This window comes from Cetobacterium sp. ZWU0022 (assembly GCF_000800875.1).
Classification (GTDB): Bacteria; Fusobacteriota; Fusobacteriia; order Fusobacteriales; family Fusobacteriaceae; genus Cetobacterium_A.
In genome coordinates this window covers 18715-35015 of the sequence record NZ_JRJZ01000059.1, presented here as the reverse complement: position 1 = coordinate 35015, position 16301 = coordinate 18715, and the positions used below count along the sequence as shown (strand labels likewise).

12 protein-coding genes are annotated in these 16301 nt (G+C 31.0%); 9 read left to right on the top strand and 3 right to left on the bottom strand.

Annotated elements, in window-relative coordinates; translation table 11 throughout:
- Positions 1–10 precede the first annotated feature (10 nt).
- Entirely contained in the window at positions 11–1183 is a 1173-nt protein-coding gene (locus tag L988_RS05600; RefSeq protein ID WP_047382437.1) for a putative manganese transporter, read from the top strand.
- Between the two features lie 41 nt (positions 1184–1224).
- Here L988_RS05600 and L988_RS05595 read toward each other — a convergent pair whose 3' ends face one another.
- Positions 1225–2427 carry an SAM-dependent methyltransferase gene (locus L988_RS05595; RefSeq protein WP_047382435.1) on the bottom strand — a complete coding sequence of 401 codons (1203 nt, stop codon included), beginning with the start codon at positions 2425–2427 and terminating at the stop codon, positions 1225–1227.
- A 143-nt stretch (positions 2428–2570) separates the two neighbouring features.
- Here L988_RS05595 and L988_RS05590 point away from each other — a divergent pair, with 143 nt between their 5' ends.
- A complete protein-coding gene (locus L988_RS05590; protein ID WP_047382433.1) occupies positions 2571–4691 on the top strand; it encodes a heavy metal translocating P-type ATPase in 2121 nt (706 codons plus the stop codon).
- Between the two features lie 82 nt (positions 4692–4773).
- On the top strand, positions 4774–5763 hold the full coding sequence (locus L988_RS05585; protein WP_047382431.1) for a hypothetical protein: 990 nt from the start codon (positions 4774–4776) through the stop codon (positions 5761–5763).
- A 3-nt stretch (positions 5764–5766) separates the two neighbouring features.
- Here the strand turns inward: L988_RS05585 and L988_RS05580 are convergent, their stop codons facing one another.
- Positions 5767–7236, bottom strand: a complete 1470-nt coding sequence (locus tag L988_RS05580) for an ATP-dependent helicase (RefSeq protein WP_047382429.1) — start codon at positions 7234–7236, stop codon at positions 5767–5769.
- A 228-nt stretch (positions 7237–7464) separates the two neighbouring features.
- Between L988_RS05580 and adhE the strand changes: the two genes are divergently transcribed.
- Positions 7465–10089: a bifunctional acetaldehyde-CoA/alcohol dehydrogenase gene (adhE, locus tag L988_RS05575; RefSeq protein WP_047382427.1), complete on the top strand. Its 2625-nt coding sequence runs from the start codon at positions 7465–7467 to the stop codon at positions 10087–10089.
- 82 nt (positions 10090–10171) lie between these two features.
- Here the strand turns inward: adhE and L988_RS05570 are convergent, their stop codons facing one another.
- Positions 10172–10633 carry a DUF2147 domain-containing protein gene (locus L988_RS05570; protein ID WP_047382425.1) on the bottom strand — a complete coding sequence of 154 codons (462 nt, stop codon included), beginning with the start codon at positions 10631–10633 and terminating at the stop codon, positions 10172–10174.
- Positions 10634–10878: 245 nt separating this feature from the next.
- Between L988_RS05570 and L988_RS05565 the strand changes: the two genes are divergently transcribed.
- The 5 genes from L988_RS05565 to L988_RS05545 all read left to right on the top strand — a co-directional run bounded on the left by L988_RS05565 (position 10879) and on the right by L988_RS05545 (position 16249).
- Entirely contained in the window at positions 10879–12381 is a 1503-nt protein-coding gene (locus tag L988_RS05565; protein ID WP_047382423.1) for a glutathione ABC transporter substrate-binding protein, read from the top strand.
- A gap of 72 nt (positions 12382–12453) precedes the next feature.
- Positions 12454–13380, top strand: coding sequence for a nickel ABC transporter permease (gene nikB, locus L988_RS05560; RefSeq protein ID WP_047382421.1), 927 nt, complete (start codon positions 12454–12456; stop codon positions 13378–13380).
- Positions 13381–13393: 13 nt separating this feature from the next.
- Entirely contained in the window at positions 13394–14278 is an 885-nt protein-coding gene (nikC, locus tag L988_RS05555; RefSeq protein WP_047382419.1) for a nickel transporter permease, read from the top strand.
- A gap of 23 nt (positions 14279–14301) precedes the next feature.
- Positions 14302–15303, top strand: a complete 1002-nt coding sequence (locus tag L988_RS05550) for an ABC transporter ATP-binding protein (protein WP_047382417.1) — start codon at positions 14302–14304, stop codon at positions 15301–15303.
- Complete coding sequence (locus L988_RS05545) at positions 15293–16249, top strand: ABC transporter ATP-binding protein (protein WP_047382416.1); 957 nt, start codon at positions 15293–15295, stop codon at positions 16247–16249. The genes L988_RS05550 and L988_RS05545 overlap by 11 nt, the downstream gene beginning before the upstream one ends.
- Positions 16250–16301 lie beyond the last annotated feature (52 nt).

Below are 16301 nucleotides of genomic sequence, written 5' to 3'. Positions count from 1 at the left end.
AGGTGAGAAGATGGAATTGTATCATATAATTTACTCAGCTGGAGTAGATGCCTTTTTTAAAGTTGGAGTATTTGTATCGTTATCTATTTTGACTATGGGGATTATAGATTATAAATTTAATGGAGTTGTAATAAAACTATTGGAAAAAAGTAGTAAAAATGGTGTGTATTTATCTGCTCTTTTGGGATTAATTCCTGGATGTGGAGGAGCTATAGTTGTAGTACCACTTTTTATTTTGGGTAAGATTAGTTTTGGAGCGCTAGTTGCAGCTTTTATAACAACAATGGGGGATGCTGCTTTTGTTTTAATTGTTGGAAATATTACAGCGTATTTTAAAATATTATTGATAAGCGGAGTGGTTGGAATAGTTTCTGGATTGCTGATAGACCGATTTGGAGTTGGTGAAAATATAGTTATGAATAAAGATTTTAATCAGACTTCGGAAAGTGGTTTTGTAAACGAAGAAAGTGGACACAAAATTCATAATCATATAGCTCACAAAAAGGGTGATATAGTTGATAAAGTTTTACATAGAAAATCTGATATAAAAGAGATATATTTGTTGACACACACAGTTTGGTATAAAATATTTTGGATTTTAGTTATAGTTTCAACTCCTTTTGCAATTGAGCATCTTTTAGAGGGGCACTCTCATGTAGAGCATGAAGGCGATTTAAATCTAATTGAAATTATAGCTTTTTTAGGAACTTTTCTTTGTATTTTTTATACATTTTTGAGTAGGAAACTTGTAAAAGGAAGTGATTTTGATAAAACAGAAAGCAAATTGGGATCACTAAAAGAGACTTTAATTCATACAGCAGAGGAAGTCGCTTTTTTAGTGAGTTGGGTTTTTGTAGCTTTTTTTAGCTATGAAATATTTTTGAATTATATAGGTGGAGAGATTGTATTAAAAAATATTTTAGATAGCGGTGGTTTTTTAGTTGTGATTATGGCAATTTTAATAGGATTGATTCCAGGATGTGGTCCTCAAATTCTTTTAGCAGCACTTTATATATCAGGAGCGATACCTTTTTCAGCATTAGCAGCTAATGCAATCTGTAATGATGGTGATGCCTTATTTCCACTTCTGGCATTGAGTAAGAAATCGGCATTTATGGTTACGTTATATAATGTTATTCCAGCTCTATTAGTAGGAGGCATACTATACATTTTAGAAAGATAAAATAAAAAAGACGGATTTTATTTTCCGTCTTTTTTATTTGTTTATTTTTTAAAATAGTTTTGAAGTAGATTATCTAAAAGCGGATTAACTCCTAAAAATTGTATATATCTATTATATTCCTCTCTTTTTAGAGTTAACTTTTCCTCTGTTGGATTACCTTTAATAGCCTTAATAAGGATATTTTTAGGTGTGTGCTCCATGTCTATAAACTCCATAACTTTTGTATTGAATCCACAAAGTTCTAAAGATAAAGCTCTTAAAGCATCTGTAGCTAGAGAACTAAATCTTTCCTGTAAGATTCCGTGATTTCCGAAAGGTGAAAGCACACCTTTTATCTCTGTGGTAGAAGATTTATCAATTTTTTGATTTATTTCAGATTGGCAGCATGGAACAGCAAGAATAGCTTTTGCCCCAAGTTCTAATCCTTTTAAAATAGAGTAATCAGTTGCATTGTTACAAGCATGTAAAGAGAATATCATATCAACATTATCGAACTCATGAAACTCTTTGATATCTCCTTTTAAAAATTTTAGATTGTTAAACTCTAACTCTTGAGCAATCGAGTTGCAGTGAGTAATTACGTCCTCTTTTAAATCTAAACCAATAACTTCGATATCTAAATTTTTAACATTTTTTAAATAGTGATAAAGAGCAAAAGTTAAATATGATTTTCCACAACCAAAATCAACGATCTTCATACTGTTTTGAATTAGAGTTTTTTCTTGTAACTCTTTTAAAGTATCTTCGATAAACTCTAAATATCTATTGATCTGTCTAAATTTATTAAATCTCTCTTTAGTGACTTTACCTGATTCAGACATAACGCCTAATTTTATTAAAAATGGAATTGGTGTATTGTCTTGAAGAATATAGTTTTTTTGTTTGTTATGAGAAAGTTCAATTTTTTTTCCTATAACACTCTTTCTTTTTAGAGAAAATCCTTTTTTGTTTTGTAAGACCTGAATCTCCTCTTCTGTTGCAGATATAAGAATTTGTTTGAAACTTACTGTAATATCTTTTAAATGATCAAAGCATTCATCTAGTGTGTAATTTTTGTGAAAAGCTTTGTTATCTTTAAAACTTTCAATTTGAATAAAAAGTTCTCCTTTTATTTCAACGGGTTTTAAATTTATTTTTTTATAAGGGTTTTCTTTTGTTGGATTTGAAAAGATAGCTCTAATAAATTTGTTACTATTAATATTTTCGATAAAAATATTTAAAATGTCATCAATATTGTATTTCATACCAGACTCCTTTTTTTCAATAATTTATATTATACTATTTAAGTTAGAAATATTCAAAAAAATTTTGACAAAAGAGATAAATTATGATATTTTAGATTATAGATATAGGGGGTATTGGTATATACCTTAAAAGGAGATGACACATGAAAAGAGAGTATGAGATTGTAAACCTTCATTGTGGAGGATGTGCTTCAAAGATTCAATATGAATTAGATAAAGTGAAAGAAATAAAAGATGTCAATGTGGATTTTTACACTAAGAAAGTTAAGTTTACTTTAGTTGAAGAAACAGATGAAAAGAGTCTTTTAAAAAAAATAAATGAGATTGCAGATAAAGTTGAGCCAGGAACATATTTAAAAGAGGAAGAGTTAGATGAGCATGACGATGAGCATTTACATAATCATACTCATTCATCGTCAGGAGATATCTTATCAAAAATAGATTTAATAATTCTCACAGTTGGGATAACTTTATTTATAGTTGGTTTAACTTTACCTAAAAGTTTACAAAAAGATATAATATTAGTTATAGCTTATGGATTGTCAGGTTATGATATTCTACTGAATGCTTTTAAAAATATTAAAAGAGGAAAGTTTTTAGATGAGAATTTCTTGATGAGTATTGCAACTATTGGTGCACTTGCATTAGGAGAGTTTGGAGAAGCAGCGGGAGTTATGATATTTTATAAAATAGGAGAATATTTCCAAGAGATGGCTGTAAATAACTCTAAAAAATCTATTGAAAAACTGATGAGTATAAAGCCAGAGTTTGCAAACTTAAAAAATAAAAATGGTACAGTAGAAGTTGTTGATCCTTCAAAAGTTAATGTTGGAGATATTTTAATTGTTAAACCAGGAGAGAGAGTTCCTTTAGATGGTGTTATTACTTTAGGAAATACGACACTGGATAAATCTGCATTAACAGGGGAATCAGTTCCTGTAATAGGGGAGATTGGAAGCGAAGTTTTAAGTGGATCGATAAATATAAATGGAACAATAGAGTTTAAAGTGACTAAGTTATATTCTCAATCAACTGTAAGTAGAATAATTGAGATGGTAGAGAGTGCAGGAAGTAAAAAAGCACATGCAGAAAAGTTTATAACAAAGTTTGCTAGATATTATACACCGATTGTAGTTACACTATCTATTTTAATTGCAGTTTTAGTTCCATTGATGTATGATGGTAACTTTAAGTTATGGTTTAGTAGAGCATTGATATTTTTAGTTATATCTTGCCCTTGTGCTCTTGTGCTTTCAGTTCCTTTAACATTCTTTAGTTCTATAGGTAAAGGATCGAAAGAGGGAATTTTGATTAAGGGTGGAAACTATCTAGAAAGATTAAAAAATATTGATACTGTTGTATTTGATAAAACAGGAACTTTAACAAAAGGAAGATTTAAGGTAACGGCAGTTGAAGTCTTCAAAGGAACAGAGAGTGAATTGTTAGAGTATGCTAAGGCTGGAGAGTTTTATTCAAATCATCCAATAGGAAAAGCTATATTAAACTATGGTAGTGTTGAAGTTTCTGAATGGGATATTCAAGGGCATAATGAAAAAGCAGGTTATGGAGTAAATGCCCTTTATTGTGGAAAAGAGATATTAGTAGGAAGTAGAAAGTTTTTAGAGAGCCATAATATAGCGATTGATTTAGCAGAAGATTTTGGAACGGTTGTGTATATCGCAGTGGATTCTGAACTTCTTGGAAGAGTAATTGTTGAGGATGAGATTAAAGAGACATCAAGAAAAACAATTGACGAGTTAAATGCTCAAGGAATAAATGTATATATGTTGACAGGAGATAATCTAAAAACAGGAAGATATATAGGAGAAGCTTTAGGAATTGATGACGATAAAATATGTACAAATTTATTACCACAAGATAAAGTTTCAAAACTTGAAGAGATAAAAGCTAAAAGTAAAAAAGGAACTATTTTTGTTGGAGATGGAATAAATGATGCCCCTGTTTTAGCAATGGCGGATATAGGAATATCTATGGGAAAAATAGGTAGTGATATAGCTATTGAAAGTTCAGACATAGTTTTAATGAATGATGATCCTTATAAAGTTCTAGAAGCTTTAAATTTAGGAAGAAAAAATCATCAGGTTGTTATTGAAAATGTTGGATTCGCTTTGGGAGTAAAAATAGTTGTTATGGTACTAGGAGTTTTAGGAATTGCAAACTTATGGTTAGCTATTTTTGCCGATGTAGGAGTATCAGTTTTAGCAGTTTTAAATGCATCAAAAATTTTAACAAAGAAAGACTAATGGTTTTAATGAAATAAAAGAGAGCTAGCCTCTCTTTTATTTTTTATGTTATAATATATAAAAAAATCAAAAGGTGGTAGAGATGTTTTATTTTATTTATGGTGATACCCCGCTTCCATTAAAATATGAAGAGTTAGTGGAAAAAATAAAAAAATCAAATCCTCATATTCCAATTAAAATTTATGATGCCTCTCAAGGAGAGGAGGAACAATTTTTAGAGAGTATATCGATTAACTCAATGTTTGTAGCAAAAGAGATGATTGTTTTAAAAAGAGCAGATAAATCTAAAAAGTTAGATAATCTTCTTAAGATTGTTGGAGATTACGATTTAACTAAAAAAGAGGTTATAGTTGTCTATGAAGAGGAGTTAAATGACTATGGAAAAGCAATAAACGAAGTTGGAAAAAGAGTTTTAACAAATGCAGAGAAACTTGGCCAAACTATAGTTGCAAGAAAAGCCTTGGAAAAAAAAGGAATACATTTTTATATAGAGAAGGAATTACAAATTTCAGAGTATGAATCAGAGAAGTTAGCAGAAGTTTTAGGTGATGACTTTTTTAAAGTGAAAAATGAAGTCGAGAAGATAAAGAGTTTTTTAAACGGAAAAACTTTTATTTTAGAAGAAATATTACCAATATTATCAGTAAGTGATGAGTATAATTTAAAAAAATTGGTTGAAGACTTCATGATAACTGATAATATTAGCATACTTATAGAATATTTAAAGAAAACAAAAGAGTATATGCTATTTTTATATTTAATGACAGAGGAGCTTAATTTGGCACTGAAACTAGTTGGATTGAAAAAATCTGGTGAGTTAAGAGCTAATATATCATATAATGAGTTTAAAGCATCAAGCTATGAAAAAATCAAAAAATATTTTAAAACATCAAGAGGAATGATGAGAGAATATCCTGTATTTTTAAAATTGAAGTATATGTCTTCATTTAATGAGGAATTTTTATTGAAGTCTATAGAAAATCTATTAAAAGTGGAGCACTCAGTAAAAAATGGTGGAATAGAAGAGAGTATTGGGATAGAGAAATTTATAATTGAATTTAGGAGAGGGTAGATACTACCCTCTTTTTATATTGAAAAAAATAGAATCAATATTATTTATAAAAGAGGAAGGCTTAGAAAAAAATCCACATGAGTTATAAAAATTCAGAGGATAAGTGAGTATAAGCTCTTTTTTAGCTCTGGTTATAGCAACATAAAATAATCTTTTCTCTTCTTCTATATTAATCTCGCTTCCTATGGAGGTTGGAATAATTCCATCTAGAAGAAGTGGAATAAAAACATAATCCCACTCTAAACCTTTAGAGCTGTGTATAGTTGATAAAGTTACTCGACTATTTTCATTAAAAGATAGATCTTTGAAGATGTTTTCTAAAAAAATATTTTGAGTGATATTAAAAGTAAGATTATTTTCATTAAAAAATTTTATAATGTTTTCCATATGAATATAGTTTCGGAAAAGAATAACTATATTTGATGATAAATCAGAGGATAAAATTTTTTTTATTTGAGATATTATAAAATTTATCTCGTCAGTATGATTTTTAAAAATATTGAGTGTAGGTAAAAAGTCAGAAGTATTTTTTGTTGTTAAAGTTTTTCTAAAAGAGTAGCGTAAGCACTTAGCAAATTCATTAGATAGATTTAAAATATTTTTTGAACATCGATAGTTTTCTTTTAAAATAAAAGTTTTACTGTCATTGAAATCATTGGAGAAATTTTGAATATTTTCTGTAGAGGCTCCTTTAAAACTGTATATGCTTTGATAATCATCTCCTACAGCCATAATGAAACTATTTTTTGAAAATATTTTTAAGATATCTACTTGAATAGAATCTGTATCCTGATATTCATCAATCATAATATATTTAAAATCTGTAGGGATTATATTTAAATGAAGCTGTTTATAGAATGCGTTTAGTAGGTCATCAAAAGTGTAGAAATTTGTTTGTTTTTTTCGGAGACTTATATCATTAAAAAAATTTAATAAAATATTTTTAGAAGTTTTATTTAAGCTTTTGAAAAAAAAAGATTCGGTATATCTATCTTTTATAGAAGTAGTACATTTTATAATTTCATCTTTAGTCAAAAATTTTGAAATCTGAGTATAATAAATAGAGGAGTTAGCAAACTCGAGCGCGTTATCAGAATTTAAAATTTGAAAGTTTTTATTTTGAGTATACTTTTTAAGTGACTTATAGGCTAAAGAGTGAAAAGTTTCAATGTTTATATTTGAATCAGGAATAAAAGCTTGAATTCTCTCTTTAATTTCATTGATAGCTTTTCTTGTAAATGTTAGAATTAAAATATTTTTGGGTGGAATTTGTAATTTAAGTAACAAAAGTGCTCTGTAAATAATAACTCTAGTTTTACCAGAACCTGCACCAGCAAGGACTAAAAAATTTCCATTTAAACTTTTTACGGCAATTAATTGCTCAAAATTTAGATTAGAAATTAGAAGATTTTCAAAATTATTAGAAAGATTCAATTCTTTTAAACATACATTTTTTAAATAGTTTTCTTTCATTTTAGATATACTCCTTCCTAGAAAAATCAAAGCTTAATACAATATACTTCAAAAAAATAAAAAAAGCTAATATAAATAAAAAAAGTTGAATCATGGTTTGACAATTGCAAAATGGTTAAAAAGTGATGGTTAAAAATTTGAAAAGTAGGCAAAAAAATATTTTTAAAAACACTAAAACACAAGTATACTAGCATTATAAAATAAAAATTCACAAAGGAGTGATGGTTTATGACACTAATAAATACAATAGAAAAAGTAAGATTAGCTCAAAAAGAATATGCTAAATTTACACAAGAAAAAGTAGATGAAATCTTTAGAGAAGCTTCATTAGCTGCAAATAATGCTAGAATAAAATTAGCTAAAATGGCAGTAGAAGAAACTGGAATGGGAATTGTTGAAGATAAAGTTATAAAAAATCACTTTGCTTCAGAATATATTTATAACTCGTACAAGGATACAAAAACTTGTGGAGTAATAGAAGAAGATATGGCTTACGGAGTACAAAAAATAGCTGAGCCAATCGGAGTTATTGCAGGAATCGTTCCTACAACTAACCCAACATCAACTGCAATATTCAAAGCTTTATTAGCTTTAAAAACAAGAAATGCAATCATTTTTTCTCCACACCCAAGAGCAAAAAATGCAACTATAGAAGCTGCTAGAATAGTTTTAGAAGCAGCAGTAAAAGCTGGAGCACCAAAAGATATAATCGGATGGATAGCAGAACCTTCAGTTCAAGCTTCAAATGATTTAATGAAGATGGCGGATCTTATATTAGCAACTGGAGGACCAGGAATGGTTAAAGCTGCTTACTCGTCAGGAACACCTGCAATCGGAGTTGGAGCTGGAAATACACCAGTAATCATCGATGAAACTGCTCATATAAAAATGGCAGTAAACTCAATCTTATTATCTAAGACATTTGATAACGGAGTTATTTGTGCATCTGAGCAAGCAGTAATCATACCAGCGTCAATCTATGATAAAGTAAAAGAGGAGTTTGCAGCAAGAAATGCTTACATCTTAAAAGGTGAAGAAGTAGATAAAGTAAGAAAAACAATAGTTATCGATGGACACTTAAATGGAGATATCGTAGGACAATCAGCATATAAAATAGCTAAAATGGCAGGAGTAAATGTTCCTGAAACTACAAAGGTAATAATCGGAGAAGTTGAATCAGTAGAGTTAGAAGAATCATTCTCTCATGAAAAGTTATCTCCAGTATTAGCAATGTACAAAGCTACTAATTTTGAAGATGCTTTAAAGAAAGCTGACAGATTAATCGAATTAGGAGGAATGGGACATACTTCAGTTTTATACGCAGATGAATTAATTGCTAAAGATAAAATTGATTTATTTGGACAAACAATGAAAACTGGTAGAACATTAATCAACATGCCAGCAGCTCAAGGAGCAATCGGAGATGTATTTAACTTCAAATTAGCACCATCATTAACTTTAGGATGTGGATCGTGGGGAGGAAACGCTGTTTCTGAAAACGTTGGAGTTAAACACTTAATCAATATAAAAACAGTTGCTAAAAGGAGAGAAAATATGTTATGGTTTAGAATTCCTGAAAGAGTTTACTTCAAATTCGGATCTCTTCCTGTAGCTTTAGAAGAGTTAAAAGGAAAGAAAAAAGCTGTAATCGTAACTGACCAACAATTAGCTACATTAGGATATACAGATCATATAACTACAGTTTTAGAAAATATCGGAGTAGATTTCAGAGTGTTCTCAGATGTACAAGCTGATCCAACTTTAAGTGTAGTTGAAAAAGGTGCAGAATTAATGAGAGGATACAATCCAGACGTAATCATCGCTCTTGGTGGAGGATCAGCAATGGATGCTGCTAAGATTATGTGGGTTATGTATGAGCACCCATCTGTAAACTTCAAAGATTTAGCTATGACATTCATGGATATTAGAAAGAGAATAGTTAAATTCCCTAAAATGGGAGAGAAAGCTGAGTTCTGGGCAGTAGCAACTTCAGCAGGAACAGGATCAGAAGTAACTCCATTCGCAGTTATAACTGATGATGCTACAGGAGTAAAATATCCTCTAGCTGACTACGAAATTACACCAAATGTAGCAGTAGTAGATCCTCAATTAATGTTATCAATGCCAGCTGGATTAACAGCAGCATCAGGAATAGACGTTGTAACACATGCTGTAGAAGCATATGTATCAGTATTAGCTTCAGAATTTACTAATCCATTAGCATTAGAAGCTACAAGATTAACATTTAAATATCTTCCAGAATCTGTAAAAGGAGGAGCGACAGCAGTAAAAGCTAAAGAAAAGATGGCAAACGCATCTTGTATGGCTGGAATGGCATTCTCGAATGCATTCTTAGGAATATGTCACTCAATGGCTCATAAATTAGGGGCAGCTTTCCACTTACCACATGGAGTAGCAAACGCTTTATTATTAGATGAAGTAATTAGATTTAATGCAACTGATAAACCATTCAAGATGGCAGGATTTGCACAATATAAATATCCTAACGCAAAAGAGCGTTATGCAAAATTAGCTGACTACTTAGGATTAACAAAAGGAACTGAAACTCCAGAAGAGAAAGCTAAGTTATTAAGAAAGAAATTAGCAGAATTAAAAGCTGAAATTGGAATAAAATCAACAATTGCAGAATACGGAATTTCTGAGCAAGAATACTTAGCTAAATTAGATCAAATGGTAGAGGATGCATTCGATGACCAATGTACAGGTGCAAACCCTAGATATCCATTAATGAGCGACTTAAAAGAGATGTACTTAAGAGCTTACTATGGACCAGAGAAGTATTTAGCTATGCAAAAAAAGAGCGAAGAAAAAGTAGAAAAAAAAGCAAAATAAAATTTAGCCACCTTAATTAAATTTAGTCGTATAAAAAGTAAAAACCTCCTAAGAAATTAGGAGGTTTTACTTATAATAAAGATTATTTAATTTTTGTCCAAGTTTGTTTAGAACCAATTAGTCCAGATTTATCTAAGCTTCCTTTAACAATGATAGTATTAGCATCTTTAAAGGAAATTGAGCAGTAGTATGTTTTTCCATTTTCTGGATTGTAGATGAACCCGTTTTCAAATCTATCTTTTTCAGGGTTGTATGTGAATTCACTAACGAAGTTTATACCAACTAAAGGTCTTGATTTTAAATTTTCATCAGAGTTAGCTAAATCTAGTTTCATTTGTCCTTCTAATTTGTGACCTTTCTCATAAACTGGGATAGTTAGCTCATTAATTTTTCCAAAATACTTATTTTCTACTTTGTAAAATTCAACGATTATTTGGTTTCCATTTTTAGCTTTTTCGGTAATCCATTTTCCAGAGATATCCTCTTCTTTTGAGAAAGTTAAAGAACTGAAAATTAAAGTTAATAGTAAAAATAATTTTTTCATTATAAATCCTCCAAAATTTTATTTTTTATATTATAACAGGTGTAATTAAATAAATCAATACCGAAAAAAAGAACAAAATAAAAATATTTTTTCTTTTTTCAGTAATATTGAAAAAATTTATTTTTTAAATGGAGCTCATTTATTAAATAAATTTGATTTGTACGATATAAAAGGTTATATTTTATTAAGAATATTAAAAAAATAAAATCTTAAAATTAAACAAAAAAAACTATAGGGGGATAAAAATGAAGAAAAAAATACTTTTATTAAGTGCTTTAGCAATATTTTTAGGAAATAGTTTAAATGCAGTAGCAAGTAAGGATACTTTGATTGTAGCACAAGGAGCTGATGCGAAAGTTTTAGATCCTCATGCAACAAATGACCAACCATCTTCTAGAGTAGCAGGACAAATCTATGATTCATTAGTAAAACAAGATATCAATATGAATATAATTCCTGGTTTAGCTGAAAGTTGGACTCAAATTGATGATACAACGACTGAATTTAAATTAAGAAAAGGTGTAAAGTTCCATAATGGAGAACCTCTAACAGCGGATGATGTAAAGTTCACATTAGATAGAATGAAATCATCACCTCAAGTATCACATATAATTAAAGCCATTGATTCAGTTGAAGTAGTGGACGATAATACAGTAAGAATAAAAACAGATAAACCGTTTGGTGCCTTATTAAGTCATCTATCACATACAGCTGCATCGATTTTAAATAGAGAGGCAGTTGAAAAAGGTGGTTCAGCTTATGGTCAAAATCCAGTAGGAACAGGACCTTATAAATTTGTTAGTTGGCAAGCTGGAGATAGAATAACTCTTCAAGCAAATCCTGAATATTATTTAGGAAAAGCTCCAACTGAAAAAGTAATTTTTAGAAGTATAGTTGAAGGAACAAATAGAACAATAGGATTAGAGACTGGTGAAGTTGATATCGCATATGATTTAGAACCTGTGGATAAAGAGATGGTAAAATCGTTACCAACTTTAGATTATGTGGAGGAACCATCGTTATCAATGGCATACATAGGGTTTAACGTGAATAAAGAAGCGTTAAAAGATAAAAAAGTAAGACAAGCAATTTCTTATGCTTTAAATGTACAAGATATAATTGATGTTGCATACCAAGGGTCAGGAGCAAAAGCAAACTCGCCAATAGGACCAAAAGTATTTGGCTATAATCCTAATGCAAAAGGGTACGATTATAATCCTGAAAAAGCAAAAGAGTTATTAAAAGAAGCTGGATATGAAAAGGGATTAAAGTTAAAGTTATGGACAAATGATAATCCTACAAGAAGAGATATAGCTGTAATAGCTCAAGATCAATTAAAACAAGTTGGAATAGATGTAACTATTGAAACTCTTGAATGGGGAGCATACTTAGATGGAACAGCAAGAGGAGAGCATGATATGTTTATTTTAGGATGGGTTTCTGTAACAGGAGATGCTGATTATGGACTAGAGCCTTTATTTAACTCTGCAAATAAAGGTGGAGCAGGAAATAGATCATTCTATGAAAATCCAAAAGTTGATGAATTATTAACAAAAGCAAAAAATTCAACAAATCCAGAAGAAAGAAAAGCGTATTACTATGAAGCTCAAGAAATAATTCAAGAGGATGCACCTATATTTACAATAGCTTATACAACTCAAAATATAGGAAAGCAAAAAACTGTTGAAGGATTCCAAATGCATCCAGCAGGACATCATAAAATATACGGAGCGTACAAAACAAAATAACATATAAATAAAATTTAGAAAGGAAACCTTTTGGTTTCCTTTCTAGTATAAAGCAAATAAAGGGGGATACACATGCACAAGTATATATTAAAAAGAATACTGTTACTAATACCAGTATTGTTAGGAGTATCGTTTCTAGTATTTACAATAATGTCATTTACACCAGGAGATCCAGCACAACTTATCTTAGGAGAAAGTGCTCCTAGGGAAGCTGTAGCTCAATTGAGAGCAGAGATGGGATTGAATGATCCATTTATAGTTCAATATATCAGATTTGTTAAAAATGCAGTAGTAGGAAATTTTGGACAGTCTTATACTACAGGAAGAGAGGTATTTGGAGAGATATTCTCGAGATTCCCGAATACACTAATATTAGCAGTTTTAGGAATAATTATAGCTGTTTGCATTGGAATTCCTTTAGGAATAATTTCAGCAACAAGACAGTATACATTAATAGATAGCGTGAGTATGATAGGAGCACTTTTAGGAGTATCAATGCCAGTGTTCTGGTTAGGGTTAATGTTAATCTTAACATTCTCAGTAAATTTAAGATGGTTACCTTCTGGAGGATTTGATGGATTAAAAAGTTTGATTTTACCATCGATTACATTAGGGGTAGGATCGGCAGCCATAATTACTCGTATGACTCGTTCTTCTATGTTAGAAGTTATAAGACAAGACTACATTAGAACGGCAAGAGCTAAGGGGGTAGCAGAAAAAGTTGTAATAAATAAGCATGCTCTAAAAAATGCTTTGATACCAGTTATAACAGTAGTTGGATTACAATTTGGTGGACTTTTAGGAGGAGCTGTATTAACAGAATCAGTTTATTCATGGCCTGGTGTAGGAAGAATGATGGTTGATGCCATTAGACAAAAAGATACACCGACAGTTTTAGCATCGGTAATTTTCTTGGCGGTAACGTTTAGTATAGTAAACTTAGCAGTTGATATATTATACGCTTATGTAGATCCAAGAATAAAATCGCAATACAAATAGAGGGGTGAATAAAGTGGAGACTACTACAAAAAATGAAAATATTGGGAAAAAAAGAAGTCAATGGGCTGAATTATGGAAAAATTTAAAAAGAAATAAGATGGCATTGTTTGGTTTAGTTATATTGGTTATAATAGTTTTACTTGCGTTATTTGCAGATCAAATAGCTAACTATGATCAAGTTGTTATAAAGCAAAATTTAAGAATGAGATTAAAACCTCCTTCATCAACTCATTGGTTAGGAACGGATGAGTTTGGAAGAGATATTTTTGCAAGATTAGTTCATGGAGCTAGAGTATCGTTAAAAGTTGGAATATTAGCTGTAGGGATTGCTATAATTGCAGGTGGATTTTTAGGAGCCATTGCAGGATATTATGGTGGTAAATTAGATAATATTATAATGAGAGTAATGGATATTTTCTTAGCAGTACCTAGTATATTATTAGCAATTGCAATTGTATCAGCACTAGGACCGAATTTATTAAATTTAATGATAGCTGTAAGTATCTCTTCGATACCTAGATATGCTAGAATAGTAAGAGCATCTGTTCTATCAATAAGAGATCAAGAGTTTATCGAAGCAGCAAGAGCGATTGGAGCAAGTGACGCAAGAATAATATTCAGACATATTATTCCTAACTCTTTAGCACCTGTAATTGTACAAGGAACTTTAGGGGTTGCTAATGCAATATTATCGACAGCAGGATTGAGCTTTATAGGATTAGGAATCCAACCACCAGCACCAGAGTGGGGATCAATGCTATCAGGAGGTAGACAATACCTGAGATATGCATGGTGGGTAACTACATTCCCAGGAGTATCAATCATGATAACAATTCTATCACTAAACCTTTTAGGAGATGGATTGAGAGATGCATTAGATCCGAGATTAAAACAATAATTACAGTGGGGGAGATGAACGTAATGGAAAAATTATTAAATATAAAAAATTTATCTATAAACTATGAAACAAATGATGAGAAAGTTTTAGCAGTTACAGACTTGGAAATCGAATTAAATGAAGGAGAAACATTAGGATTAGTTGGAGAAACTGGAGCTGGAAAAAGTACAACAGCACTAGGAATAATGAGACTGGTTCCAAATCCACCTGGAAAAATTTTGTCAGGAGAGATTTTCTTCCAAGGAAGAAATCTACTTACAGTTTCTGAAGAGGATATGAGAGCTATAAGAGGAAGACAGATAAGTATGATTTTCCAAGATCCGATGACATCTTTAAATCCAGTTTTAACTGTTGGAGATCAAATAGCTGAAGTTATTCAGATACATGAAAAGCTTTCAACAAAAGATGCGATGGAAAAAGCAAGTGAGATGTTGGAATTAGTAGGAATTCCAGGAAATAGATTGAATGATTATCCACACCAATTCTCGGGAGGAATGAAGCAAAGGGTTGTAATTGCTATTGCCTTGGCATGTAATCCAAAACTTTTAATAGCGGATGAACCTACGACAGCTCTAGATGTTACGATTCAGGCACAAGTGCTAGACTTGATGAACGATTTAAAAGAAAAATTAAAAACATCAATGATTTTAATAACGCATGATTTAGGAGTAGTTGCTCAAGTGTGTGATAAAGTAGCGATAATGTATGCAGGAGAGATTGTAGAATCAGGAACTTTATATGAAATTTTTGAAAATCCAAAGCATCCATACACTCATGGATTGTTTGACTCAATACCTAACTTAGATGAAGAGGTAACTAGATTAAGACCAATAAAAGGATTGATGCCTGATCCGACAAATTTACCAACGGGATGCAGATTCCACCCGAGATGTCCACATGCACAAGATGAGTGCTCAAAAAGAAGTCCAAGAACTTTTGATGATAATGGACATAAAGTTAAATGCTTAGCTTATGAAGGTATAATAAACGTACCTGAGTTACAAGGGGGAAGAAATGGCAGATAAAATACTAGAGGTAAAAAACCTAAAAAAATATTTTAATACACCAAAAGGGTTGCTACATGCAGTTGATGGAGTTACGTTCTCTATTGAAAGGGGAAAAACTTTAGGAGTTGTAGGAGAGTCTGGTTGTGGAAAATCGACAACTGGAAGGGTTGTTTTGAGGCTTCTTGAAGCGACAGATGGAGAGATTCTATTTGAAGGTAAGAATATAAGAGAGTATGGAAAAGCTGAAATGGTTAAATTGAGAGAAGAGATGCAAATAATATTCCAAGATCCATACGCTTCACTAAATCCGAGAATGACTGTAAGTGAGATTATAGCAGAGCCCTTAATAATACATAAAAAGTGTAAGAATAAAAAAGAGTTAGAAGAGAAAGTATCTAAACTTATGGAAACGGTAGGTTTAAGTGAAAGACTAACAAATACTTATCCTCATGAGCTAGATGGAGGAAGAAGACAGAGAATAGGAATAGCAAGAGCACTTGCATTAAATCCTAAATTTATAGTTTGTGATGAGCCTGTTTCAGCTCTTGATGTATCTATTCAAGCTCAAGTGTTGAACTTAATGAAGGACTTACAAGAGGAGTTTGGACTTACATATATGTTTATAACTCACGATCTATCGGTTGTAAAACATTTCTCGGATGATATAGCAGTAATGTACCTTGGGGAATTAGTAGAAAAAGCTCCTGCGAAGGAGTTATTCAAAAATCCGGTGCATCCATATACTAAGGCTTTATTGTCGGCGATTCCTGTTCCAAGTTTAAAGCACAAAATGAATAGGGAGAGATTGAAAGGAGAAATAACTTCACCAGTAAACCCAGGAGTGGGGTGTAGATTTAGAAAAAGATGTCCTATGGCTGTTCCAGAATGTGGAAACACAACGCCAATACTGAGAGAGATTTCACCAGGACATTTCTATGCTTGTCATTTGATTGAAAAAAATTAAAAATATAAAAAGGATAACTCTAAATTTAGTTAAATACTATTTTAGAGTTATT